This window comes from Kitasatospora sp. NPDC041988, from assembly GCF_055588525.1.
The window spans coordinates 163,256-187,326 of record NZ_JBVJCO010000002.1 but is presented as its reverse complement, the minus strand read 5'-3'; the positions used below and the strand labels follow the sequence as shown (position 1 = coordinate 187,326).

At 73.7% G+C, this 24,071-nt stretch carries 23 protein-coding genes and 1 riboswitch; of the genes, 11 read left to right on the top strand and 12 right to left on the bottom strand.

What is annotated here, in order from left to right; genetic code table 11:
- The first annotated feature begins 1 nt into the window (after window position 1).
- On the top strand, window positions 2-1,498 hold the full coding sequence (locus tag ACZ6NC_RS03780) for a phytoene desaturase family protein (protein ID WP_465728623.1): 1,497 nt from the start codon (window positions 2-4) through the stop codon (window positions 1,496-1,498).
- Between the two features lie 58 nt (window positions 1,499-1,556).
- Here ACZ6NC_RS03780 and ACZ6NC_RS03775 read toward each other — a convergent pair whose 3' ends face one another.
- Both ACZ6NC_RS03775 and metF read right to left on the bottom strand, forming a co-directional pair.
- Window positions 1,557-2,456, bottom strand: a complete 900-nt coding sequence (locus tag ACZ6NC_RS03775) for a hypothetical protein (RefSeq protein ID WP_465728621.1) — start codon at window positions 2,454-2,456, stop codon at window positions 1,557-1,559.
- A gap of 152 nt (window positions 2,457-2,608) precedes the next feature.
- On the bottom strand, window positions 2,609-3,523 hold the full coding sequence (gene metF / locus ACZ6NC_RS03770) for a methylenetetrahydrofolate reductase [NAD(P)H] (RefSeq protein WP_465728619.1): 915 nt from the start codon (window positions 3,521-3,523) through the stop codon (window positions 2,609-2,611).
- Between the two features lie 185 nt (window positions 3,524-3,708).
- Here metF and ACZ6NC_RS03765 point away from each other — a divergent pair, with 185 nt between their 5' ends.
- Window positions 3,709-4,815, top strand: a complete 1,107-nt coding sequence (locus ACZ6NC_RS03765) for a polyprenyl synthetase family protein (RefSeq protein ID WP_465728617.1) — start codon at window positions 3,709-3,711, stop codon at window positions 4,813-4,815.
- Window positions 4,816-4,860: 45 nt separating this feature from the next.
- On the opposite strand, the gene thiE is transcribed toward ACZ6NC_RS03765, so the two are convergent.
- From thiE to ACZ6NC_RS03750, 3 genes are read right to left on the bottom strand one after another with little or no spacing between them, the layout of a single operon-like run.
- The gene (gene thiE, locus ACZ6NC_RS03760; RefSeq protein ID WP_465728615.1) at window positions 4,861-5,511 is read right to left on the bottom strand and encodes a thiamine phosphate synthase; all 651 of its coding nucleotides are present in this window, start codon (window positions 5,509-5,511) and stop codon (window positions 4,861-4,863) included.
- Window positions 5,511-5,876, bottom strand: coding sequence for an Rv2175c family DNA-binding protein (locus ACZ6NC_RS03755; protein ID WP_465728613.1), 366 nt, complete (start codon window positions 5,874-5,876; stop codon window positions 5,511-5,513). The genes thiE and ACZ6NC_RS03755 overlap by 1 nt, the downstream gene beginning before the upstream one ends.
- Before the next feature lie 51 nt (window positions 5,877-5,927).
- A complete protein-coding gene (locus ACZ6NC_RS03750) occupies window positions 5,928-7,124 on the bottom strand; it encodes an NAD(P)/FAD-dependent oxidoreductase (RefSeq protein ID WP_465728611.1) in 1,197 nt (398 codons plus the stop codon).
- Window positions 7,125-7,357: 233 nt separating this feature from the next.
- Window positions 7,358-7,470, top strand: a riboswitch (TPP riboswitch).
- Between ACZ6NC_RS03750 and thiO the strand changes: the two genes are divergently transcribed.
- The 5 genes from thiO (at window position 7,465) to ACZ6NC_RS03725 (ending at window position 13,120) form a co-directional block, all read left to right on the top strand.
- Window positions 7,465-8,634, top strand: coding sequence for a glycine oxidase ThiO (thiO, locus tag ACZ6NC_RS03745; RefSeq protein WP_465728609.1), 1,170 nt, complete (start codon window positions 7,465-7,467; stop codon window positions 8,632-8,634). It overlaps the preceding riboswitch by 6 nt.
- Window positions 8,631-8,840: a sulfur carrier protein ThiS gene (gene thiS / locus ACZ6NC_RS03740; RefSeq protein ID WP_396319397.1), complete on the top strand. Its 210-nt coding sequence runs from the start codon at window positions 8,631-8,633 to the stop codon at window positions 8,838-8,840. The genes thiO and thiS overlap by 4 nt, the downstream gene beginning before the upstream one ends.
- A 2-nt stretch (window positions 8,841-8,842) precedes the next feature.
- On the top strand, window positions 8,843-9,640 hold the full coding sequence (locus ACZ6NC_RS03735) for a thiazole synthase (protein WP_465728607.1): 798 nt from the start codon (window positions 8,843-8,845) through the stop codon (window positions 9,638-9,640).
- 117 nt (window positions 9,641-9,757) lie between these two features.
- A complete protein-coding gene (pknB, locus tag ACZ6NC_RS03730; protein ID WP_465728605.1) occupies window positions 9,758-11,617 on the top strand; it encodes a Stk1 family PASTA domain-containing Ser/Thr kinase in 1,860 nt (619 codons plus the stop codon).
- Between the two features lie 132 nt (window positions 11,618-11,749).
- Window positions 11,750-13,120, top strand: a complete 1,371-nt coding sequence (locus ACZ6NC_RS03725; RefSeq protein ID WP_465728603.1) for an FAD-binding oxidoreductase — start codon at window positions 11,750-11,752, stop codon at window positions 13,118-13,120.
- Window positions 13,121-13,130: 10 nt separating this feature from the next.
- Here the strand turns inward: ACZ6NC_RS03725 and ACZ6NC_RS03720 are convergent, their stop codons facing one another.
- Window positions 13,131-13,760: a sulfite oxidase-like oxidoreductase gene (locus tag ACZ6NC_RS03720; RefSeq protein ID WP_465728601.1), complete on the bottom strand. Its 630-nt coding sequence runs from the start codon at window positions 13,758-13,760 to the stop codon at window positions 13,131-13,133.
- 216 nt (window positions 13,761-13,976) lie between these two features.
- On the opposite strand from ACZ6NC_RS03720, the gene bfr reads away from it, so the two are divergent.
- A complete protein-coding gene (bfr, locus tag ACZ6NC_RS03715; protein WP_465728599.1) occupies window positions 13,977-14,456 on the top strand; it encodes a bacterioferritin in 480 nt (159 codons plus the stop codon).
- 22 nt (window positions 14,457-14,478) lie between these two features.
- Here the strand turns inward: bfr and ACZ6NC_RS03710 are convergent, their stop codons facing one another.
- Window positions 14,479-14,757, bottom strand: coding sequence for a (2Fe-2S)-binding protein (locus ACZ6NC_RS03710; protein ID WP_465728597.1), 279 nt, complete (start codon window positions 14,755-14,757; stop codon window positions 14,479-14,481).
- A 177-nt stretch (window positions 14,758-14,934) separates the two neighbouring features.
- Entirely contained in the window at window positions 14,935-16,269 is a 1,335-nt protein-coding gene (locus ACZ6NC_RS03705) for a class II 3-deoxy-7-phosphoheptulonate synthase (protein WP_465728595.1), read from the bottom strand.
- 302 nt (window positions 16,270-16,571) lie between these two features.
- Here ACZ6NC_RS03705 and ACZ6NC_RS03700 point away from each other — a divergent pair, with 302 nt between their 5' ends.
- Window positions 16,572-18,530 carry an anthranilate synthase family protein gene (locus tag ACZ6NC_RS03700; protein ID WP_465728593.1) on the top strand — a complete coding sequence of 653 codons (1,959 nt, stop codon included), beginning with the start codon at window positions 16,572-16,574 and terminating at the stop codon, window positions 18,528-18,530.
- A gap of 43 nt (window positions 18,531-18,573) precedes the next feature.
- Here the strand turns inward: ACZ6NC_RS03700 and ACZ6NC_RS03695 are convergent, their stop codons facing one another.
- The 3 genes from ACZ6NC_RS03695 to ACZ6NC_RS03685 are packed head-to-tail and all read right to left on the bottom strand — an operon-like array spanning window position 18,574 to window position 21,303.
- On the bottom strand, window positions 18,574-19,281 hold the full coding sequence (locus ACZ6NC_RS03695) for a response regulator (RefSeq protein ID WP_465728591.1): 708 nt from the start codon (window positions 19,279-19,281) through the stop codon (window positions 18,574-18,576).
- Window positions 19,259-20,464, bottom strand: coding sequence for a MacS family sensor histidine kinase (macS, locus tag ACZ6NC_RS03690; protein WP_465728589.1), 1,206 nt, complete (start codon window positions 20,462-20,464; stop codon window positions 19,259-19,261). The genes ACZ6NC_RS03695 and macS overlap by 23 nt, the downstream gene beginning before the upstream one ends.
- A gap of 35 nt (window positions 20,465-20,499) precedes the next feature.
- Window positions 20,500-21,303 carry a lysophospholipid acyltransferase family protein gene (locus tag ACZ6NC_RS03685; RefSeq protein ID WP_465728946.1) on the bottom strand — a complete coding sequence of 268 codons (804 nt, stop codon included), beginning with the start codon at window positions 21,301-21,303 and terminating at the stop codon, window positions 20,500-20,502.
- A gap of 219 nt (window positions 21,304-21,522) precedes the next feature.
- Here ACZ6NC_RS03685 and ACZ6NC_RS03680 point away from each other — a divergent pair, with 219 nt between their 5' ends.
- On the top strand, window positions 21,523-22,317 hold the full coding sequence (locus tag ACZ6NC_RS03680) for an alpha/beta hydrolase (protein ID WP_465728587.1): 795 nt from the start codon (window positions 21,523-21,525) through the stop codon (window positions 22,315-22,317).
- 10 nt (window positions 22,318-22,327) lie between these two features.
- Window positions 22,328-23,044, top strand: coding sequence for a hypothetical protein (locus ACZ6NC_RS03675; protein ID WP_465728585.1), 717 nt, complete (start codon window positions 22,328-22,330; stop codon window positions 23,042-23,044).
- 23 nt (window positions 23,045-23,067) lie between these two features.
- Here ACZ6NC_RS03675 and ACZ6NC_RS03670 read toward each other — a convergent pair whose 3' ends face one another.
- Complete coding sequence (locus ACZ6NC_RS03670) at window positions 23,068-23,826, bottom strand: endonuclease/exonuclease/phosphatase family protein (RefSeq protein ID WP_465728583.1); 759 nt, start codon at window positions 23,824-23,826, stop codon at window positions 23,068-23,070.
- Window positions 23,827-24,071: the final 245 nt, after the last annotated feature.

The window sequence follows — 24,071 nt, the reverse complement described above, 5'->3', positions numbered from 1 at the left end:
CATGGCACGGATCGTCATCATCGGCGCAGGAATGAGCGGGCTCGCGGCGGCCTCCCGGCTGGCGACCCTCGGACACCGGGTGACGGTCTGCGAGGCGGGCGGGACGTACGGCGGCATGGTCGGCCGGTACGAGCGCGACGGCTTCGCCTTCGACACCGGCCCCGGGCTGCTCACCCTCCCCGCCGTCTACCGCGACCTCGCGCTGAAGACCGGCAAGGAGCCGCTGGAGCAGCTGGTCGGGCTGGCCCCGGTCGACCCGGAGAGCCGGCACGTCTTCCCCGACGGCACCGATCTGGCGCTGCCGAACGCCTCCCGCGGCGGCGTCATCCAGGCGCTGGACACCGCGTTCGGCGCCGGTTCGGGCGCCCGCTGGGCCGAGGTGATGAACCACGGCCGCACGGTCTGGGAGGCGACCCGCCGCCCGCTGCTGGAGGAGCCGCTCCCGGCCGACCCCGCGCCGCTGCACACCGACCCGTACCCGGCGCCTCCCCGCAAGGGCCTGGCCCGCCTGCTCGGCGCCCGGCCGTGGACCCTCGCCGACGTGGCCGCCCGCGAGCTCGGCGGCCACCCGGGCCTGACCGCCCTGCTGCACGAGCACGCCCTGCGGTTCGGCTTCGACCCGCGCACCGCCCCGGCGGGGGCCACCGTGCTGCCGTACATGGAGCAGTCCTTCGGCGTCTGGCACGTCCGGGGCGGCATCCGCGCGCTGGCCGACGCGGTGTACCGGCGCTGCGAGCAGCGCAAGGTGGAGTTCCGCTTCGACACCCGGGTCGTGAGGGTGCTGGAGAAGGACGGCCGCGCCTGCGGCGTCGAGACCGCGGCCGGCCGGATCGACGCCGACGTGGTGGTCTCCGCGATGGACGCCCGGGTGATGTTCCACGAGTTCATCGGCACGGCCGACTCCTCGGACGACTGGCCGTCGTCGATGCAGCGGCTCCACGCCGCCCCCGGCCGCGTCGTCGTCCTCCTCGCCCTGCGCGGGCAGCGCCCGGCGGGCACCGTGCACCGCACGGTGGTGCACGCGGCGGACCGGGCGGCCGAGCTGGACGGGATCTTCGGCCCCGGCACCCCGCTCACCGACCACCCGACCGTCCAGGTGCTGCGCCCGGACGACCCGTCGCTGCACCCCGAGGGCCACGAGGCCGTGGTGCTCACCGCCACGACCCCGGCGATGGGTCTGGACTGGACCGGGCCCGGCGTGGCCGACCGCTTCGCCGACCGGATGCTCGCCCAGGCCGACGCCGCCGGGCTAGGCCTCGGCGAGCGGGTGCTCTGGCGGGTGGTCCGCACCCCGGCGGACACCGAGCGGGAGACCGGTTCCTTCCTCGGCTCCGTCCCGCTGCCCGCGCTGGCCGGTTCGCGTGGCGAGTACCTCCAGGCCCCGACCGAGGAGGCCCCCGGCCACTACCTGATCGGCGGCGCCGCCCACCCCGGCGGCGGACTGGCCCGGGTCGGCATGTCGGCCTGCATCGCGGCCAACCTCATCGGCCCGGCCTGAGGCGTCCGGTGTACGGGTAGCCGGCCGGGCCGGCTTCCCGTGCGCGGCCGCGCCCGCGTCAGCCCTGCTGCTGCCAGGTGTTCTGCTGCTGGTAGCCGTACTCGTAGGCCGGCTGCTGCGGGATGCCCTGCTGGGGGTGGAGCGGCTGCTGCTGCTCTGGCTGCTGCCACTGCTGCTGGGCCTGGGCCTGCTGGTCGTAGCCGTACGGGTCGGGCTGCGGCTGGTACGTGCCGTAGGCGTCGGGCTGCTGCTGGTAGGCCGCGTACTGGTCCGGCTGGACGGCCTGCTGCTGGTAGCCGCCGTAGCCCTGGTCGTAGGCGAAGGCCGGCTGCTGCTGGGTCTGCCACTGCTGCTGTTGCTGGGCGTTCTGGTCCCAGGCCTGCTGCTGCGGGGCGTCGTAGCCGGCCTGGTAGGCCTCGGCGTACGGGTCCGGCTGGGCCTGGTGCACCTGCTGGGGCTGCTGCTGCTCGTAGTAGCCGGGCGCGTAGACGCCGTCCGCGGCGAGCTCCTGCATCTCGAAGGCGGCGGTCTGCTCGACGGCGGGGACGTCCTCGGGGGCCGGTGCCGGTTCGGGGCTCTCCTCGACCGCGCTGACCGTGCCGATCCGGGCGGCCGCCACCGCGGTGGCCACCGCCGCTCCGCCGGTCAGCGCGCCGAGCAGCGGCACCTTGGCGAGCGGGCCGGGCAGGCCGCCGTCGGCGTTGCGCAGCGACCAGCCGGCCGCGTAGCCGCGCTTCACGGAGAGGGTGACGAGGGTCTGGCCGACGGCGAAGAGGGCCGCGCCGGCGCCGATCACCACGACTGAGCCGATCGCCATCCCGGCGGGCACCCCGAGGAAGCCGGCCAGGGCGAGGCCCCGCCAGTGCACCGGGGCGCGGTTCTGCAGCAGCAGCTCGGCGACCAGCCAGAGCGCCACCACCGCCAACGCGCCGTACAGCAGCAGGTATCCGATGCCCATCCGCCCGCTACCTCCAGTCGCGTGCCCGCGCGCGCCGCGCGTGTGCGGCGACTGTACCGGTTCAACGGCCGGGGTACCGCATCGCGTTCCCGGCGGCTCCGGCCGTTGCCGGGCGCTGCCGGCCGCCGGCCCGACCGGGCCGGCGGCGCAGCTCAGCGCTGGTGCAGACCGAGGTTCTGGTAGATCTCCAGGGTCGCGGTCGAGTGGTTGAGGGTGATGAAGTGCAGGCCGGGGGCGCCCTCCGCGAGCAGCCGCTCGGACATCGCGGTGGCGTGCTCCATGCCGACCTCGCGCAGGGCCGCCGGGTCGTCGATGGCGGCGCGCAGCCGGGCCTCCAGCTCGGCCGGGAAGGGCGAACCGCTCAGCTGCGGGAACCGGTCCAGCTGCTTGGCGTTGGTGACCGGCATGATCTCCGGGATGATCGGCGTCTCGCAGCCGGCCGCCGCGACCCGGTCGCGCAGCCGCAGGTAGTCGTCGACCTCGAAGAACATCTGGGTGATCGCGTAGTCGGCCCCGGAACGGATCTTCGCCACGAAGTGCCGGATGTCCTCGTCCCAGTCGGTCGAGCGCGGGTGCATGTTCGGCGAGGCGGCCACGCCCACGCAGAAGTCGCCGATGCCCTTGATCAGCTCCACCAGCTCGTACGCGTAGGTGACCCCCTGCGGGTGCTTCACCCACTCGCCCATCGGGTCGCCGGGCGGGTCGCCGCGTACCGCGAGGACGTTCCGCACGCCCTGGTCGGCGTACTGGCCGATGATGTTGCGCAGCTCGGCGATCGAGTGGTCGACGGCGGTCAGGTGGGCGACCGGGGTCAGCGTGGTCTCGGTGGCGATCCGGCCGACCATGTTGACGGTGCGCTCGCGCGAGGAGCCGCCGGCCCCGTACGTCATGCAGACGAAGTTGGGGTCGAGCGGTTCGAGCCGGCGGATGGCGTCCCAGAGACGCTGTTCGCCGACCTCGGTGCGCGGAGGCATGAACTCGAAGGAGAAGGATCGCTTGCCGGCCGCCAGAAGCTCGCGGACCGTCAGCGCGCGGTCTGTTCTGGTGGAAGCGACGCCGAGTGCCATGTTGGCAGGTTAACCGTCGGTTGAAGGGCACGGACAACTCGGTCCCACCAATTGAGACAAGTGGTGGACGGCATTCCGCTTCCGGCCCGGCCGTCCCCGGAGCCCCCGGAGACTCGTCCGTACAGCTGTTCCCGGCCGCCCGGCTAGGCTGGCTGCACCCCCAGCCAAACTCCCGGAGCCTCATCGTGACCTCGTCCAGCAACCGGCCGGCCAACCCCATTGACGTGGAGGACGTGCGCGGGCGCGTCAACGCGGCCCTCGCCGGCTTCATGGACGGCCAGGCGGCCCTGCTCGGGAAGATCTCCCCGCAGCTGGCGCCCGCGGCCGAGGCGCTGCGCGACTTCCTGCTGGACGGCGGAAAGCGACTGCGTCCGGCATTCTGCTACTGGGGCTGGCGCGGTGCCGGCGGCCCGGCGGCCGGCGAGGGCATCGCCAACGCGGCCGCCGCCCTGGAGCTGCTCCAGGCGAGCGCGCTGGTCCACGACGACCTGATGGACCGCAGCGACACCCGGCGCGGCCTGCCCTCGGTCCACCGCCGCTTCGAGGCCCTGCACCGCGACAGCGGCTGGCGCGGCGACCGCGAGCAGTACGGCGCCTCGGCCGCGGTGCTGCTCGGCGACCTGCTGCTGATCTGGTGCGACGAGCTGTTCCTGCGCTCGGGCCTGGACCCGGCGGCGGTGCTGGCCGCCAAGCCGATGTTCGACCTGATGCGTACCGAGGTCATGGTCGGCCAGTACCTGGACGTGCTGGAGCCGGTCGCCGGCGACTCCACCGACACGGGCGCGCTGGACCGGGCGCAGACGGTGCTGCACTACAAGTCGGCCAAGTACACGATCGAGCGGCCGCTCCAGGTCGGCGCGCTGCTGGCCGGCGCGCGGCCGGAACTGGTCGAGGCGTACGGCGCGTTCGGCCTGCCGCTGGGCGAGGCGTTCCAGCTCCGGGACGACCTGCTCGGCGTCTTCGGTGACCCGGCGGTCACCGGCAAGCCCGCCGGGGACGACCTGCGCGAGGGCAAGCGGACCCTGCTGGTCGCGCACGCGATGCGCGGGCTGCCGGCCGCCGACGCCCGCCACCTGGACGAGCGGCTCGGCGCGCCGGACCTCGCGCCCGAGGAGGTGGCCCGGCTGCGCGCCCTGGTCGAGCGCAGCGGCGCGCCCGAGCTGGTGGAGCGGCGGATCGAGGAGCTGATGCGGCAGTCGCTGGCCGCGCTGGAGGCGGCACCACTGGCCGACGGGCGGGCCCGCGAGGTGCTGCTGGCGCTGGCCGAGGCCGCCACCGTCCGCAAGTACTGAGCAGTACCAGGGGCTCGGCAGCGGCCTCGTCCGGCGCCGCCGGCGTCAGGCCTGGCGCAGCCGCCGGGCGAGCGCGGCGGCGGCCGCCTGCGGGTCCTGCGCGGCGGTGATGGCGCGCACCACCACGACCCGGCTCGCGCCGGCCGCCAGCACCTCGTCCAGGTTGCCGAGGTCGATGCCGCCGATGGCGAACCACGGCCGGGCGGTGGCCTGCTTCGCCGCGTACGAGACCAGGCCGAGGCCGGGCGCGTGGCGGCCGGGCTTGGTCGGGGTGGGCCAGACCGGGCCGGTGCAGAAGTAGTCCACGCCGGGCTCGGCGATCGCCGCGTCCACCTCGGACTCGGCGTGGCAGGAGCGGCCGATCAGCACGTCCTCGCCGAGGATCGCCCGGGCGGCCGGCACCGGCAGGTCGTCCTGGCCGAGGTGCAGCACCTCGGGGCGGGCGGCGTGCGCGACGTCGGCGCGGTCGTTGACCGAGAGCAGCTTGCCGTGCCGGCGGCAGGCGTCGGCGAAGACCTCCAGCGCCGCCAGCTCCTGCTTGGCCTCCAGCCCCTTGTCGCGGAGCTGGACGATGTCCACCCCGCCGGCCAGCGCCGCGTCCAGGAACTCGGCGAGGTCGCCCTGCTCGCGGCGGGCGTCGGTGCACAGGTAGAGCCGGGCGTCGGCGAGCCGCCGGCGCAGCGTGTCCGCGGCCATCAGATCAGCATCGCCTGGGCCCGGCGCTTCACCTCGGTGCCGCGGTTCTCCTGGAGCGCCTGGATCGGGCTGCCCGGCAGCGACGGGTCCTCGGTGAAGAGCCACTCCAGGATCTCTTCGTCGTTGTACCCGCAGTCGCGCAGCACGGTCAGGGTGCCGGACAGGTGCTTGACCAGCCCCTGACCGTCGATGAACGCGGCCGGTACCTGCAGCGACCTGTTCGGGCCGCGCCGGACGGCGATCAGGCCGCCGTTCTTGACCAGATCACGCACCTCGGTGACCCGGACCCCCCACTGCTCCGAGATGTCGGGCAGGTACATCCACTCGGTGACCAGGGCTTCAATCTTGTTCTCGATCTCACTCACGCCACCAGACTGCCACCTCTGCGGCCCACCGCGCACCAAAGGGACGGCCCGTCAGCTGGCGACGGCCGACTTCAGCGGCACTGCGGGGTCCGCCGCCAGGGCCCGGTCCAGCACCGTGCCGCGCTCGACCAGCCGGCGGCCCTGGGTGAGGTCGCGCGGGCGGTCGACGGTGAGCAGGGCGCGCAGCGCGCCGTCGCGCAGCCAGAGCACCGCCCAGGTCGGGTCCGCCGGCGAGCCGCGCCAGACCAGCTCGTCGCCGTCGCCGTGCCGGCCGGCGTACTGGACCATCCGGCCGAACTGCTCCGACCAGAAGTACGGCACCGGGTCGTACGGGGCGTCCGCGCCGAGCACCGAGGCGGCCGCGGCCTCGCCGGACTGCAGCGCGTGGTCCCAGTGCTGGACGGTCAGCCGGCCGCCCACCCGGGCGGAGGGGTAGCTCGCGCAGTCGCCGGCCGCGTACACGCCGGGCAGGCCGGTGCGCAGCCGCCCGTCCACCAGGACGGCGCCGGCCGCGTCCAGCTCGACGCCCGAGCCGGCCAGCCAGTCGGTCGCCGGGCGGGCGCCGATCCCGACCACCACCTCGTCGGCCGGCAGGTGCGAGCCGTCCGCCAGCAGCACCGCGCCCGGCTCGACGGCCGCGACGGCGGCGCCGCAGCGCAGTTCGACCCCGGCCTCGGCGTACCAGGCGGCCATCGCCCGGCCGATCTCGGTGGGCAGCGCGCCGGGGACGGGCGCCGGGCCCGCCTCGACCACCGTCACCTCGCAGCCGGCCGTGCGGGCGGCGGTGGCGACCTCGGCGCCGATCCAGCCCGCACCGACCAGCACCAGACGCAGGCCCGGGCGGAGCAGGGCACGCAGGGCGAGCGCGTCGTCCAGGGTGTGCAGCAGGTGTGCGCGCTCGGCGCCCGGCAAGACGCGCGGGGCGGCGCCGGTGGCGATCACCAGGGCGCCGTACGGCAGGTCGCCGCCGTCGGTGTGCAGCACGCCGGGGGTGAGGCCGGTGGCGCGGCGGCCGGTGAGCAGCTCGATGCCGAGGTGCGGGAAGTCGATGTCCAGGGTGGTGGCGTCGGCCTTGCCGAGCAGCACCTCCTTGGAGAGCGGCGGCCGGTCGTACGGCGCGTGCGGCTCCTCGCCCACCAGCACGATCCGCCCCTGCCAGCCGCCCCGCCGCAGGCCCGAGGCGCACTGCGCCCCGGCCAGCCCGGCCCCGACCACGACCACCTGATCCGTCCCGCTCAGCTCTGCCACGCCGTCACTGTACTGGCGCCCGCCGGGCGCGCCAGGGGGCGTCCCACCTTTCGTGCCCGCCCCTCGGCCCCGTCGGCCACTCCCGCTTCCCCCAGCCCCCTTTCCCACTCCCGCGCCACCCTCGTACGCGCCTTCGGCGCCGCCCGCCACCCCGGCCTGCCGGCGCCCCCACCCGCCCGCGTCCCACCCTTCGTACGCGCCTTCAGCGGCTCGGACGCCCGGAGTTAAGGTGGGGGCACCATCACGGGAGCCCGGCGAACCGGGCTGAGAGGCGGGCTGACACGGCCTGCGACCGTCCGAACCTGATCCGGGTCATACCGGCGAAGGGAGAGCAGCGACTTTGACACGCTTGGCACCGGACGCCCACGCCGGCGTGCTGGTGATCGGCGGGGGCATCATCGGCCTCGCCGTCGCCTGGCGCGCCGCCCAGCGCGGGCTGGAGAACATCGTGGTGGCCGACCCGCAGCCCGGCGGCGGCGCCGCCCAGGTCGCGGCCGGCATGCTCGCGCCCGTCACCGAACTCCAGTACGGCGAGGAGCCGCTGCTGCGCCTCGGCATGGCCTCCAACGAGCGGTACGCGGCCTTCGCCGCCGAGCTCACCGAGGCCAGTGGCGGCCAGGACACCGGCTACCGCCCGTGCGGCACCCTCGCCGTCGCCCTCGACTCGGACGACCGCGAGGAGCTGCGCGAGCTGCACGCCTTCCACCGGCGGCTCGGCCTGGACTCGCAGTGGCTCACCGGCCGCGAGGCCCGCCGGCTCGAACCGATGCTCGCCCCGGGCATCCGCGGCGGCCTGCACGTCACCGGCGACCACCAAGTCGACGGCCGCCGGCTCACCAAGGCGCTCGTCCTCGCCTGCGAGCGGGCCGGCATCCGGCTGCACCGCGCCGAGGCCACCGAGCTGCTGGCCGACGGCGGCCGCGCCACCGGCGCCCGGCTCGCCACCGGCGAGACCGTGACCGCCGACCAGATCGTCCTGGCCGCCGGCCCGCGGAGCCATCTGCTGCCCGGCCTCCCCGAGGGCGTGCTGCCGGCGATCCGCCCGGTGAAGGGCCAGATCCTGCGGCTGCGGATCCCGGCGGCGTACCGGCCGTTCCTCTCCCGCAACGTCCGCGCGGTGGTCCGCGGCCGGCACCTCTACCTGGTGCCCCGCGAGAACGGCGAGCTGGTGATCGGCGCCACCACGGAGGAGCAGGGGTACGACACCACCGTCACCGCCGGCGGCGTGTACGAGCTGCTGCGCGACGCCCACGAGCTGGTCCCCGGCATCACCGAACTGCCCCTGGTGGAGACCTCCGCCGGGCTGCGCCCGGGCTCGCCCGACAACGCGCCGCTGCTCGGGCCGACCGCCCTGCCCGGCCTGGTCGCCGCCACCGGCCACTACCGCAACGGCGTGCTGCTCACCCCGGTGACCGCCGACCTGGTCGCCGAGTACCTGGCCACCGGTACGACGCCGGAGCTCGCCGCGCCGTTCTCCCCCACTCGCTTCACGACGAAGGTCCCCGCATGAGCGACATCCCCCTCACCGTCAACGGCGAGCCCCGCCAGGTGCCCGCCGCGACCACCCTCGCCGAGGTGGTGGCCACCCTCAGCCGGGCCAACTCCGGAGTCGCCGCCGCGCTCAACGAGGCCGTGGTGCCGCGCAGTTCGTGGCCGCTGACGCAGCTCTCGGCCGGCGACCGGATCGAGATCCTCACCGCCGTGCAGGGAGGATGACCATGGCTGACGACCTGCTCACCATCGCCGGGACCACCTTCGACTCACGCCTGATCATGGGCACCGGCGGTGCCCCCAGCCTGGAGATCCTGGAGCAGGCGCTGCGGGTCTCCGGCACCGAGCTGACGACCGTGGCGATGCGCCGCGTCGACGCCACCACCCAGGGCTCCGTCCTGGACGTGCTCACCCGCAACGGCATCCGCATCCTGCCCAACACGGCCGGCTGCTTCACCGCCGGGGAGGCCGTGCTGACCGCCCGGCTGGCCCGCGAGGCACTCGGCACCGACTGGGTGAAGCTGGAGGTCATCGCCGACGAGCGGACCCTGCTGCCCGACCCGATCGAGCTGCTGGACGCCGCCGAGACGCTGGTCGACGACGGCTTCACCGTCCTCCCCTACACCAACGACGACCCGGTGCTGGCCCGGAAGCTGGAGGACGTCGGCTGCGCGGCGATCATGCCGCTCGGCTCGCCGATCGGCTCCGGCCTGGGCATCCGCAACCCGCACAACTTCCAGCTGATCGTGGAGAGCGCGAACGTCCCGGTGATCCTGGACGCGGGCGCCGGCACCGCCTCGGACGTCGCACTGGCGATGGAGCTGGGCTGCGCCGCCGTCATGCTCGCCTCGGCGGTGACCCGCGCCCAGGACCCGGTGCTGATGGCCGAGGCGATGCGGCACGCCGTCGAGGCCGGCCGGCTCGCCCACCGGGCCGGCCGCATCCCGCGCCGCTTCCACGCCGAGGCCTCCTCCGCCATGGCCGGCCGCGCCGACCTGGACAGCCGCGAGCGCCCGGCGTTCTAGGGCGTCCCCGGCAATCCCCGCCCGAAGGCCCGGACGGTGTCACAACCCGGGCACAGAGAGCCCCGGGAGCGGTGTCTCCCGGGGCCGCGGGCCCGTCGCCGCCACTAGACTCGCCGGGTGGACAAGGCGGACATGGCATTGCACGACCCCCTGGTCGGTTCCCTGCTCGACGGCCGGTACCGGGTCGGACAGCGCATCGCGGCCGGCGGCATGTCCACCGTCTACCGCGGCACCGACACCCGGCTCGACCGGGTCGTGGCACTCAAGGTGATGCACCCCTCGCTGGCCGGCGACGAGGGCTTCACCGGCCGGTTCATCCGCGAGGCCAAGGCGGTCGCCCGGCTCGCGCACCCCAACGTGGTCAACGTCTTCGACCAGGGCGCGGACGGCGGAAACGTTTTCCTCGCCATGGAGTACGTCCCCGGCCGCACCCTGCGCGACCTCCTGCGCGACCGCGGCGCGCTCTCCATCCGCGCTGCCCTGGACATCCTGGAGCCGGTGCTCGCCGCGCTCGGCGCCGCCCACCGGGCCGGACTGGTCCACCGCGACGTCAAGCCGGAGAACGTCCTGATCACCGACGGCGGCCTGGTCAAGGTCGCCGACTTCGGCCTGGTCCGGGTGCTGAACGCCGCCGACGGCGCGGCCACCTCCACCACCGCGACCGCCGGCACCGTCCTCGGCACCGTCTCCTACCTGGCCCCCGAGCAGATCCGCCCCGGCGACGGGACCGACCAGCGGGTGGACGTCTACGCGGCCGGCATCCTGCTGTACGAGATGCTCACCGGCCACCGCCCGCACACGGGCGAGAACCCCGTCCAGGTCATGTACCGCCACCTGCACGAGGACGTCCCCGCACCCTCGCTGACCGTGCCGAGCGTCGTCCCCGAGCTGGACGCCATAGTGGCCGGCGCCTGCGCGCGCGACCCGCAGGCCCGCCCGTACGACGCGGTCGAGCTGCTGGCCGCCCTCCAGCGGGTGCGCCGCACGCTCACCCCGGCCCAGCTGGACGCCGAGCCGCCCGCCTCCACCCTGTCCAGCCCCCAGTACCCGACCAACGAGCCGACCTCGGTGATCGGGCCCGCCGTCACGGCCCAGGCCGTCTCCGCACCGGCCGTCTCCGCACCGGCCCACGCACCGGGCACCGCGCCGGGCACCGCGCCGGACGCCGCGCCGCCGGTCGAGCGGACCAGCGTGCTGGACGTCCCGCCGGAGGTGATGGAGCAGCTCCTCACCGAGCCGCGCCCGTACGACGAACCGCCGCCGGTGCGCACCCGCCGCCCGGACCCGCTGCGCCGCCTCCCCCGCAAGCCGCTGATCTGGGCCTCCGTGCTGGCGGCCCTGGTGCTGCTGGTCGGCGGCACCACCTACGCGCTCTCCGGCGCGCTGTACACGTCGGTGCCGAGCGTGCTCGGCAAGGACCGTGCCGAGGCGCAGCGGATCCTGGACGGCGCGGGCATGCACGGGCGGTTCACCGAGGTGTACAGCGAGACCGTGCCCGCCGGGCAGGTGATCTCCACCGACCCGGGGGTCGGCGCCCGGGCCCGCAAGAGCGACGCGGTCGGCGTCACCGTCTCCCGCGGCCCGAAGCGGATCGCCGTGCCGGAGCTGGCCGGCAAACCGGCCGACCAGGCCGCCGCCGCGCTGGCCGGCGTCCAGCTGGCCCGCGGCAACGTCACCGAGACGTACAACGACGCCGTGCCGGAGGGCGCGGTGATCAGCAGCTCGCCGGCGGCCGGGCAGCAGCTGCCGGAGAACTCGCCGGTCTCGCTGGTGGTCAGCAAGGGCATGGTGGCCGTCCCGGACGTGACCGGGATGTCCAAGGACGACGCCGCCAAGGCGCTCCAGGCCGCCGGCTTCGCGATGCAGAGCAGCGGCGTCAACCTGTTCGGCACCGGCAAGGTCTCCAGCCAGTCCCCCGCCGCCGGCGAGCGCCGTCCGCAGCACACCGTGGTGACGGTCAACTTCCCCTTCATCTAAGGCCTGTCGGGCGTACCCGGCGTAGCGTGGAACCAGGCCTGCCCGGCCCCGCCTGCCGTAGTCGGGAGGGCTGCGGCGCCGGGACCTCCGGACGGGGCTGCGCGGCGGCCGGTATCCGAGGATGTGGTCGTCATGGGCGGACCTGCCGTCGACGGCTTGAGGGAGCATGTGCGGGGCGCGGTGATCACCCCCGCCGACGAGGGGTACGAGGAGGCCCGGCGGGTCTACAACGCCATGATCGACCGAAGGCCCGCCGTGATCGTGCGGGTGGCCAACGCCGGGGACGTGATCACGGCCGTCCGGTACGCGGCGGAGCACTCGCTGGAGCTGGCGGTGCGCGGCGGCGGCCACAGCGCACCGGGCTTCGGCACCTGCGACGACGGCCTGGTGATCGACTTCTCCGGCCTGCGCGGCGTCCGGATCGACCCCGAACGGCGGACCGCCCGCTGCGAGGCCGGCGTGACCTGGGGCGATCTGAACGCCGCCGGTTACGCGTTCGGCCTCGGCGTCACCGGCGGGATCATCTCCACCACCGGTATCGCCGGGCTGACCCTCAACGGCGGCTTCGGCCACCTGGCCAGAGAGCTCGGACTGAGCTGCGACAACCTGATCTCGGCGGACGTGGTGACCGCCGACGGGCGGTTCCACACGGTGAGCGAGGCGGAGGAGCCGGACCTGTTCTGGGCGATCCGCGGCGGTGGCGGCAACTTCGGCGTGGTGACGTCCTTCGAGTACCGGCTGAGCCCGGTCAGGGACGTGGTGGCCGGCCCCCTCGTCTACGAGCTGGAACACGTGGCGGACGTGCTGCGCTTCTACCGCGAATTCATCAAGGACGCACCCGAGCAGCTGGGCCTCTTCCCCGGCTTCCACCGCGCGCCACCGCTGCCGTTCGTCCCGGAGGACCGGGTCGGCGAGCCGTTCATCCTGCTGTTCCCGTGCTGGGCCGGGCCGGCGGAGGACACCGAGAAGGTGCTGGCCCCGCTGCGGGACGCGGCACCCGTGGTGGCCGAGGGCGTGGGCCCGGCACCGTACCCGGCGTTCGCCGCCGCCTTCGACCCGCTGCTGCCCTGGGGACTGCAGAACTACTGGAAGGGCCTGTTCGCGGTCGAGCTGACCGACGAGGCGATCGCGGCCCACGCCGAGTACGGACCCCGGGTGCCGACCGTCAACGCGGGCATGCACATCTACCCGATCAACGGCGCCTGTCATCGGGTGCCCGCCGACGCGACGGCCTTCGCCCACCGGGAGGCGACCTTCGCCACCGTGATCGCCGGCGTCTGGCCGGACCCGGCCGACAACACGGCCAACACCGCCTGGGTCCGCGACTACTACGCCGCCCTCGCCCCGCACTCCGACGAGGCCGGCTACATCGGCTTCATGGACCACGACGACCAGCACCGGATCGAGGCCAACTACCGGGGCAACTACGACCGCCTGGTGGAACTGAAGCAGCGGTACGACCCCGGCAACCTGTTCCACCTCAACCAGAACATCCGGGCCTGAGCCCCAGGCCCTAGCGAAGCGGCCCGTCGCCCGGCTCCTCCTGGTAGGAGTAGCGCTGCTCCTGCCAGGGGTCGGCGAGGTTGTGGTAGCCGCGTTCCTCCCAGAAGCCGCGCCGGTCGGCCCGCATGTACTCGACCGCCCGGACCCACTTGGGCCCCTTCCAGGCGTACAGCTGCGGGACGACCAGCCGGACGGGGAAGCCGTGCTCGGCGGTGAGCGGCTCGCCGTTGCGGTGGGTGGCGAAGACGGTCCGCGGGTCGGCGAAGTCGGCCAGCCGCAGGTTGGCGCTGTAGCCGTACTCGGCCCAGACCATGACGTGGGTGACGTCGGGCGCGGGGGGCACCCGGCCGAGCACGGCGGCAGCCGACACGCCCGTCCACTCGTTGCCGAGCATCGAGAACTTGGTGACGCAGTGCAGGTCGGCCCGGACGGTGGTGCGCGGCAGGGCGCTGAAGTCGGCGAAGTCCCAGCTGTGCTTCTCCGCCGAGGCGGTCGCACCGAACACCTGGAAGTCCCAGGTCAGTGGCTTGAAGCGGGGCACCGGACCGTAGTGCAGGGCGGGCCAGCCGCGTTGCGGGCGCTGCCCCGGAGGGAGCCTCGGGTCAGACGGCGGAAACGGTTCTTGTTCGGACTGACCCATGGGTCCATGGTGACAGACGGCGGACAACGCCCGGCGCGCGCCCCTTTCCGGCGCTGTGCGCCCGCCCGTACGGGTCAATAGCCCGCCAAATCGGATATTCCGGCACATGTCCTACTGAGTGTGAACTTACTGGAATTTCGTCCCATCGCGGTGCCAGGATGCGTGCAGCCGCAGGCACGGCCGAGGTTCCCGGACGCACAGCAGGAAGGCAGCGCCATGAAGGGCGACGCAGAGGTCATCGAATTCCTCAACGAGCAGCTCACCGCCGAGCTGACCGCCATCAACCAGTACTTCCTGCACGCGAAGATGCAGGAGAACTTCGGCTGGACCAAGCTCGCCAAGTACACCCGGCACGAGTCCTTCGACGAGATGAAGCACGCCGAGGTGCTCACCGACCGGATCCTCTTCCTGGACGGGCTGCCCAACTACCAGCGGCTCTTCCATGTCCGGATCGGCCAGACCGTCAAGGAGATGTTCGAGGCCGACCGCCAGGTCGAGGTCGAGGCGATCGACCGGCTCAAGCGCGGGATCGTGGTGATGCGGGCCAAGAACGACGTCACCTCGGCGAACATCTTCGAGGCCATCCTGGAGGACGAGGAGCACCACATCGACTACCTCGACACCCAGCTGGAGCTGCTGGAGAAGCTCGGGGAGGCGCTCTACATCGCCCAGCTGGTCGAGCAGCCGGAGTCCTGAGCCCGCCAGGCGCCCCGGGCCGTCAGGCCGCGCGCAGCGGCGCGAGCGGGGCTGCTTCCGACGGCGCGACCTCCGACGGCGCGGTCTCCGGGTCGGCCAGCCCGAGTTTGGCGGCGAGCCGGGCGGTCGGGCAGGGCCGCGCGCCGTGCTCGCCCAGCAGGGCCTGGATCCGCCGGACGCAAGAGCCGCAGTCGGTGCCGGCCTTGCAGCCCTTGGCGATCTGGCGCGGGGTGTTGGCACCCGCGTCGATCGCCTTCTTCACCTGGGCCTCGGTGACCGCATGACACATGCACACGTACATCGCGGTCTCTCCCGGGGTGCGGCGGAGTGGATCTTGACTAAGGCATGCCTTAGCTCACTAAGCCTCACCTTACCCGGCGATCCGGGCACGAAAAAGCCCCTCCGGGCTCGGGAATCCCGAATCCGGAGGGGCCTTCGTCACATCAGGGCCGGCCAGGGCCGCCCGGCCCTCGCACGCTCAGTGGCCGCCGCGGTACATCTCGGCCACCAGGAACGCCAGGTCCAGCGACTGGCTGCGGTTGAGCCGCGGGTCGCAGGCCGTCTCGTAGCGCTGGTGCAGGTCGTCGACCAGCACCTCGTCGCCACCGCCGACGCACTCGGTGACGTCGTCGCCGGTCAGCTCCACGTGGATGCCGCCCGGGTGGGTGCCCAGGCCGCGGTGCACCTCGAAGAAGCCCTTGACCTCGTCGAGCACGTCGTCGAAGCGGCGGGTCTTGTGGCCGCTGGAGGCCTCGAAGGTGTTGCCGTGCATCGGGTCGCAGATCCAGACCGGCTGCGCACCGGAGGCCGTGACCTTCTCCACCAGGGTGGGCAGGTGCTCGCGGACCTTGCCCGCGCCCATCCGGGTGATGAAGGTGAGCCGGCCGGGCTCGCGCTCCGGGTCCAGCTTCTCGATCAGGGTGAGCGCCTCGTCGACCGAGGTGGTCGGGCCGAGCTTCACGCCGATCGGGTTGCGGATCCGGGAGGCGAACTCGATGTGCGCGTGGTCCAGCTGGCGGGTGCGCTCACCGATCCAGACCATGTGGCCGGAGACGTCGTACAGCTCGCCGGTGCGCGAGTCCACGCGGGTCAGCGCGGTCTCGTAGTCGAGGATCAGCGCCTCGTGCGAGGAGTAGAACTCGACCGTCTTGAACTCCTCCGGCGCCACGCCACAGGCGTTCATGAACGCCAGCGCGTTGTCGATCTCGCGGGCGAGCTGCTCGTAGCGCTGACCGGCCGGCGAGTTGCGCACGAAGTCCTGGTTCCAGGCGTGCACCTGGCGCAGGTCCGCGTAACCACCGGTGGTGAACGCGCGCACCAGGTTGAGCGTCGCGGCGGACGCGTTGTACATCCGCTTCAGGCGCTCCGGGTCCGGGATGCGGGACTCGGGGGTGAAGTCGAAGCCGTTCACCGAGTCGCCCCGGTAGACCGGCAGCGTCACACCGTCACGGGTCTCGGTCGACTTGGAGCGCGGCTTCGAGTACTGGCCGGCGATCCGGCCGACCTTCACCACGGGGACGGAGGCGGCGTACGTCAGCACGGCCGCCATCTGCAGCAGGGTCTTCAGCTTGTTGCGGATGTGCTCGGCCGAAACGCCGTCGAAGGCCTCGGCGCAGTCGCCGCCCTGCAGGAGGAACGCCTCACCACGCGCCACGGCAGCAAGCCGGGCGCGCAGCTGGTCGCACTCGCCGGCAAAGACGAGCGGCGGATAGGCGGCGAGTTCCGCAAGGGTCTTGCGCAGAGCCTCTTGGTTCGGCCACTCAGGCTGCTGCGCCGCGGGCAGGGACTGCCAGGGGTGATTTGTCACGGTCACACGGCCAAGGCTACGGGGTGCGACAACCGATTTGTGACCACTGCCCGAGGGATGAGACACCTGCCGGACAATTGTGCGGCGGCCCCACCCGGCCTGCCGCATCCGCTACGCTCGACGCATGAACGCGCCGCACACCTGCTCCTGGTGGTGGGCCGACCCCTCGGGTGGCCCGCAGATCCCGCGTTCCTAGACGAACACGACGGCCGCCCCCCGGGGCGGCCGTCGGCGTATGAGCAGACGGCCCTCCCGGGAGCGGAACTCCAGCACCGCCCCCCGCCTCCACCCGGAAGGAAGCCGCCACCGTGACCACCGCCACCGACCTGCTCGCCCGACTGACCGGCCCGGACGCCCCCGCCTTCGCCCTGCTGCACCGCCGCACCCCCCGGCTCCCCCCGGACACCGTCGAGGTACTGCTGGGCACCGTCGGCAGCTACGAGCGGCTGGCCGACCTGCCGGTCCGCGATGGCGTCCCGGCCGACGGCCCGGTGCACGACCTGCTCGCGCTGATCCCGTACCGGCAGATCCGCGAGCGCGGCTTCGAGGCGCACGACGACGCCACCCCGCTGCAGGCCCTCTCGGTGACCGAGCAGTACACCCTCCCCCTGGCCGAACTGGCGCCCGTCCTGCCGCAGTTGCCGTTCTCGCTGTCCGGCGGCGCGTTCGACATCGACGACCAGGAGTACGCCGGCATCGTCCGCCGGGTGATCGAGGACGAGATCGGGCGCGGCGAGGGCGCCAACTTCGTGATCCGGCGGGACTTCACCGCCACCCTGGAGGCCCCCGGCGGAGCCGCCGACGGACACTGCTCCCCGGCGCTCGCGCTCTCGCTCTTCCGCCGGCTGCTCCGGCAGGAGCGCGGCGCCTACTGGACCTTCCTGGTGCACACCGGCGACCGCATCCTGGTCGGCGCCTCCCCCGAGGTGCACGTCCGCCAGAGCGGCGGGACGGTCGTGATGAACCCGATCTCCGGCACCTACCGCTACCCGGCGGGCGGCGCCGACCTCGACTCGCTGATCGCCTTCCTCCACGACCCCAAGGAGCTGGAGGAGCTCACCATGGTGGTCGACGAGGAGCTCAAGATGATGTGCACCGTCGGCGACCTCGGCGGCCAGGTGCTCGGCCCGCGCCTCAAGGAGATGTCCCACCTCGCGCACACCGAGTACGAGCTGCGCGGGCGCACCTCGCTGGACGTCCGCGAGGTGCTCAAGGAGACGATGTTCGCCGCCACCGTCACCGGCAGCCCGGTGCAGAACGCCACCCGGGTGATCAACCGGTACGAGCGCGGCGGGCGCGGCTACTACGCCGGCGCGCTCGCCCTGATCGGCCGCTCCGCCAGCGGCGGCCAGCTGCTGGACTCCCCGATCTGCATCCGCACCGCCGACATCGACCCGGCCACCGGCCGTCTGGTGGTCCGGGTCGGCGCGACCCTGGTACGCCACTCCGACCCGGAGTCCGAGGTCGCCGAGACGCATGCCAAGGCCGCCGGGGTGCTCACCGCGATCGGCGCCCGCCCGGCGCCGGCCCGGCTGCCGAACCCCTCCGGCCCGCGGCTCGCCGACCACCACCGGGTGCAGGCCGCGCTGGACGCCCGGCGCGCCAACCTGGCCCCGTTCTGGCTGCGGATGCAGGAGCCGGCCAGGGTCACCCAGGCCGAGCCGACCCTGGTGGTGGACGGCGAGGACACCTTCACCTCGATGCTCGCCCACCTGCTGACCTCGCTCGGCCACCGGGTCACCGTGGTCCGCTTCGACGAGCTCGGCCTGCGCGAGCGGGTCGCCGCCCACCGCGGCCCGCTGGTGCTCGGCCCCGGCCCGGGCGACCCTGCCGCGGCCGACGATCCCAAGATGGCCGTGCTCCGCCCGATCGTCGCCGACGCGCTGGCCGCCGTCCGCTCCGGCGCCCGCACCGCGCCGCTGCTGGCCGTCTGCCTCAGCCACCAGCTGCTCTCGGACGTCCTCGGGCTGCCGCTGGCCCGCAAGGCCGTGCCGTTCCAGGGCGCGCAGGAGAGCGTCGACCTGTTCGGGGTGAAGCGCACGGTGGGCTTCTACAACACGTTCACCGCGCGCTGCTCGGACGAGGACGCCGCCCGGCTGGCCGCCGAGGGCGTCGAGGTCTCGCGCGACCCGCTGACCGGCGACGTCCACGCGCTGCGCGGCCCGGGCTTCGCCGGCCTGCAGTTCCACCCGGAGTCGGTGCTCACCCGGGACGGCGTGGACATCGTCTCCGGGCTGCTCCTGGAGGCGGCGGCCGTCCGCGGCTGACGCTCCCCGAGCGGTACGCCGCCCGTACGGCGCGGCGTACCGCTCAGATCTCGTCGTCCAGGCCCTGCTCTATCGCGTACCGGACCAGCTCGACCCGGTTGTGCAGCTGCAGCTTGCCGAGGGTGTTCTGGACGTGGTTCTGCACCGTGCGGTGGGAGAGCACCAGCCGGTCGGCGATCTGTCGGTAGGACAGGCCCTTGGCGACCAGCCGCAGTACCTCGGTCTCCCGGGCGGTCAGCTGCGGGACGGCGGGAGCGGTCGGCGCGGCGGGTTCGGCGGCCAGCCGGCGGAACTCGCCGAGCACCAGGCCGGCCAGGCCCGGGGTGAAGACCGCGTCGCCGACGGCGGTACGGCGCACCGCGTCCAGCAGCTCGTCCCGGCCGGCCGACTTCACCAGGTACCCGGTCGCGCCGGACTTCACCGCCTCCAGCACGTCCGCGTGCTCGCCGCTCGCGGAGAGCACCAGGACCCGCACCGACGGGTCCTGGGCCACCACCTGGCGGCAGGCCTCGGCGCCGGAGAGACCGGGCAGGTTGAGGTCCAGCACCACCACCTGCGGGGTGCAGGCGCGCGCCCGGCGGACGGCCTCCTCGCCGTCGCCGGCGGTGGCCACCACGTCCAGCCCGGCCTCGGCGAGGTCCCGCGAGACGGCGTCGCGCCACATCGGGTGGTCGTCCACGACCATGACCCGCACCGGCCGGTCGGCCTGCTGTTCGGTCGTCGGCCGGTCAGTCGTCGGCTGGTCGGTCATCAGAACCCTTCCTCGGGACGCGGAGTTCGACCTCGACGCCCTCCCCGGGCACCGAGTACAGCTCGGCCGTGCCGCCGAGGTCCAGCAGCCGGCCGCGGATCGACTGGGAGACGCCGAGCCGCCCGGCCTGCTCCGCCTCGCCGAGCCGCCCGGGGGCGAACCCCGGACCGTCGTCGCGGATGCTCACCGTGACGGCCTCCGGCTCGTCCTCGACCAGGATCCAGGCGCGGGCCCCGGAGCCGGCGTGCTTGCGGACGTTGTCCACGGCGGCGCCGACGGCCGCGGCCAGCTCGCCGGCGGCCGGAGCGGGCAGCAGGACCGGGGTACCGGGGGCGGAGAGCGTGATCCGCTCGTCCGCGTAAGCGCCCAGCAGGGCGCGGAGGTCCTGCGGCTCCAGCGGTGCACGCTGGGCCGGCAGCGGGCCGCCGCTCATCAGTGCCCGCAGCGCCCGCTCCTGCTCCCCGGCCAGCCGGCCGAGCTCGGCGAAGTCGGCGCTCTGGCCGCTGCCCTGCTCGCCGCCCCGGCGCTGGACCAGCGCGAGCACCTGGAGCACACCGTCGTGGATGTCCCGGGAGAGCCGCTCGCGCTCCCGGTTGGCGGCCTCCACCTGGAGCGCCCGGGTGAGCGTCGCCTCGCTGGCCCGGGCCAGTTCGATCACGTAGCCGATCGCGCAGCCGGCCACCATCAGCAGCACGATGTTGTGGATGTTGTCGCCGGTCGGGCCGCCGTGGCCGAGGATGTTGGCCACCCCGATCACCGAACCGGCCGCCGCCGCCCAGCGCCAGCCGCCCCTGCCGGCGAAGCCGAGTACGGTGCCCGCCGCCCAGATGGTGGGCAGGGTGGGCGCGCCGTGGCTGATCCGGGCCGGGTCGTCGGTCAGACCGCTCATCACGATGCCGGTGACGGCGAGCGTGAGGTCGGTGCCGAGCACGTACCAGGTGCAGCGCTGCGGCCCGGCGAAGGCACGGGTGCTGGCCAGCGTCCAGAGGGTCAGCGCGCCGAGGTAGATCCAGCCGGCGACGGGGTGCAGGAACTCCAGGTACGAGTCGAGGAAGCGCAGCGCCGCGTAGCAGAGCGCCAGGACCCGGAAGAAGGAAATGGCCCGCCAGAGCGGCAGTTCGACGGACATACCGCCGGCCGCGACCGCCCCGCCGACCGCGGCCGTTCTGCTGCCGTCCGTCATCGTCCCTGCCCCTCCTCCGGCGGCCAGACACACCCCTAGGCCGGGCCGCTCTCCTTCTGCTCCTGCTCCGCCGTCTTCTGCGCCTTCTCCGCCTCGGCCTTCTCGGCCTTGGCGGCGGCCTGCTCGGCCTTCTGGACCGCCTTGCGCTCGGCGTCCGCGCGCTTCTTGTCGTCGGCGATCTGCCGCTTGGCGGCCGTCGCGTAGATGTCCACGTACTCCTGGCCGGAGAGCCGCATGATCTCGTACATCACCTCGTCCGTCACCGAACGGAGGATGAAGCGGTCGTTCTCCATGCCGTGGTAGCGGGAGAAGTCCAGCGGCCGGCCGATCCGGATGCCCGGGCGGATGCCGAGGTTGGGGATCACCTGGCCGGGCGGCTGCACCTTCTCGGTGTCGATCATCGCGACCGGGATCACCGGCGCGCCGGTGGCCAGGGCGACGCGGGCCAGGCCGCCGACCTTGCCGCGGTACAGCTTGCCGTCGGGCGACCGGGTGCCCTCCGGGTAGACGCCGAACAGCTCCCCGCGGTCCAGCACCGCGATCGCGGAGCGGATCGCCGCCTCGCCGGCGCCGCGCACGCCCGAACGGTCCACCGGCAGCTGGCCGACGCCCTTGAAGAAGGCGGCCGTCAGCTTGCCCTTCACGCCGGGCGTGTTGAAGTACTCGGCCTTGGCGATGAAGGTCACCCGGCGCTTGATCAGCGCGGGGAAGAAGAAGGAGTCCGAGAAGGAGAGGTGGTTGCTCGCGATGATCGCGGCACCCTCGGCGGGGATGTTCTCCTCGCCTTCGATCCACGGCCGGAAGAAGATCCGAAGCAGTGGCGCGACGATCATCTTCATCAGTCGGTAGAACAACCCGGGCCTCCTGTTATGCGGACCGGTCGATCCTAATGCCCCGCGGCGGCCGCCCGCGCCCCGCCCCGCCCCGGCGGGGTGTCCGGCGGGGGTGTACGGCGTGGGCAGGCACATGGGACGATGCGGTTTCCGCAGCCTGCCGTTCCCGTACCGCCCTCTCCAGCGTCCTCTTCTCAGCGTTTCCCGCCCGCGAAGGAGCCCGCCATGCCGCTGCTGCCCGGTGCCGAACCGTACCGCCACCGGGGCGGACCGGTGGGTGTGCTGCTCTGCCACGGCTTCACCGGATCGCCGCAGTCGCTGCGCCCGTGGGCCGAGGAGCTGGCCGCGGCCGGGTTCACCGTCGCGCTGCCGCTGCTGCCCGGGCACGGCACCCGCTGGCAGGACATGCAGGTGACCCGCTGGGAGGACTGGTACGCCGAGGTCGAGCGGGAGTTGCTGGCGCTGTCCGCCGAGTGCGAGCAGGTCTTCGTCTTCGCCCTGTCGATGGGCTCCTCGCTGGCGTTGCGGCTGGCCGCCCTGCACGGGCCGGCCGTCTCGGGACTGGTGCTGGTCAACCCGTCGGTGCGTTCCGACAACCCCGCGAGTGTGCTGCTTCCGGTGCTGCGTCACCTGGTTCCGAGCCTGCCCGGGATCGCCGATGACATCGCCCGCCCGGGCTCGGCCGAGCTCGGCTACGACCGGACGCCGCTGCACGCCGCCTGGTCACTGACCAGGCTCTGGAAGGACGTCCAGGGCCGGCTGCCGCAGGTGACCCAGCCGGTGCTGCTCTTCCACAGTCCGCAGGACCACGTCGTCTCTCCGGCCAACTCGGAACTGGTGCTGGCCCGGATATCCTCGACCGACGTGACGGAGCGGCTGTGCCAGCGCAGCTACCACGTCGCGACGCTGGACCACGACGCGGCGGAAATATTCGCGGCCAGCCAGGACTTCATCCGACGGCTGGCTCCCGCACACACGGCGGGCGTCACCCGGGTCGAATCCGACGATCACCAAGGCTGAAGGGCCGGAAGTGCACGAGAGCAGCACGGCGGGCGGCGAGGACGAGGCGCCCCGCGAGGACGCGGAGAACACGAAGGCCGACGCCGCCGAGGGCGCCGACGGCGGTAAGGACACCGGCGCCAACCGTGGCCCGGGCACCGGTGCGGACGCCGGCAAGGGCGCCACCGGCGCCGCCGAGCCGCCCCGGGTGCGGCGCGCACCCGAGCGCAGCCAGGCCGAACAGGACGAGATCTTCGCCGCGCTGGTCGCCCAGTTCGACGACCCCGTCGACCTCAACAACCCGGACTGGCCGGAGATCGAGGACCTCCGGGCGCGAGGCGAGCTGAAGGGTGGCTTCAAGGACGCCGCCGAGCGCCGCGCCGACCCGGACGACCTCTCCGACCTGGCGCCGCAGCCGCGCGCGCGTTCCACCAAGCCCGTGATGCCGGCCGCCTCCTCCGGCCCGCGCGACTTCGAGCTGGCCGAGGAGACGGACGAGGGCCATTTCGTCCCGCCGGAGCCGCCGCCGCTGCCCGCCGCCGATGTCACCGCCAAGTTCGCCTGGCTGGCCGTGCTCGGCGGCCCGGCGCTGCTGCTGTTCGACGCGGTCGTCTGGCGCGAGGTCTCCGGCTGGCCGGCCTGGGTCGGGGTGACGGCCTTCCTGGGCGGCTTCGTCACCCTGGTGGTCCGAATGAAGGAGCGCGACGAGGACGAGCCCGAGGACCCGCACGGCGGCGCGGTCGTCTGACTCATGCCGGCCCGCCCCGCCGCTCAGCCGACCGGCAGTTCCAGGACGGCGAGCACCGGGAGATGGTCGGTGGCGGCCCGCAGGTCGGCCTCGGTGACGCCGGGCAGGCCGTGCGGGACGCCACAGGCGAGGACGCGTACCCCGGGGGTGGTGAAGACGGCGTCGATCCGCTGGTAGGGGTTCTCCGGGACGGACGTGAACTCGCCGCCCCACGGCGCCACCACATGACCGTCCTGGAGCCGGCCGGCCAGCAGCCGCCAGCCGGGGCCGTCCGGGTGTTCGTTGAAGTCGCCTGCCACCACGCCGAGTTCGGCGATCCGCAGCTGGTCGAGCAGCAGCTCGAACTGCCCGTACCGCTCGGCCTGGTCCAGGCTCAGGTGGCAGGCGGTGACGGAGAACGGCACCGAGCCGGCCACCCTGACGACGGCGCCGGCGAAGCCGCGGGCGTGCAGGCCACGGGTCTTGGGCAGCAGCCGGTCGTGGACGCCGAGCACGTCGACCCCGAGGCGGCCGAGCAGCAGCGGCCCGGCGGCGGTCCGGCCGCCGCCGGACAGGACGACGGTGCCGGTCTGCCGGGCGAGCCAGGCCGCCTGGCCCTGCGGCCGCCAGTAGCGCGGCGACTCCTGGATGCAGACGACGTCCGGCTCGCAGGCCCGGATCACCCGGACCAGGGCGTGCCGGTCGTCGCGCAGCGAGCGGACGTTGTAGCTGAGCAGCCGCAGCCGCCCCGGCCCGGGCGGCGGCAGCCCGGCCGGGCCGGCTGTCGTCGGTTCACTCGTCATGGCGGTCCTCCCCTGGCGTCCGGTGGTGCTCCGTTGACGACCGTACGGCAGCGGGGCGGCCAGGCGGCAAAGGAACACGAAGGCGGGACAACACGAAGGCGGGACAACACGAGGGCGGGACTGCACGAGGGCGGGACAACACGCGACGGCGGCGGGGGGGGGGGGGGGCGAGGGGGGGGGGGGGGGGGGGGCAGTGGGGGGGGGGGGGGGGGGGGGGGGAGGGGGGGGGGGGGGGGGGGGGTGAG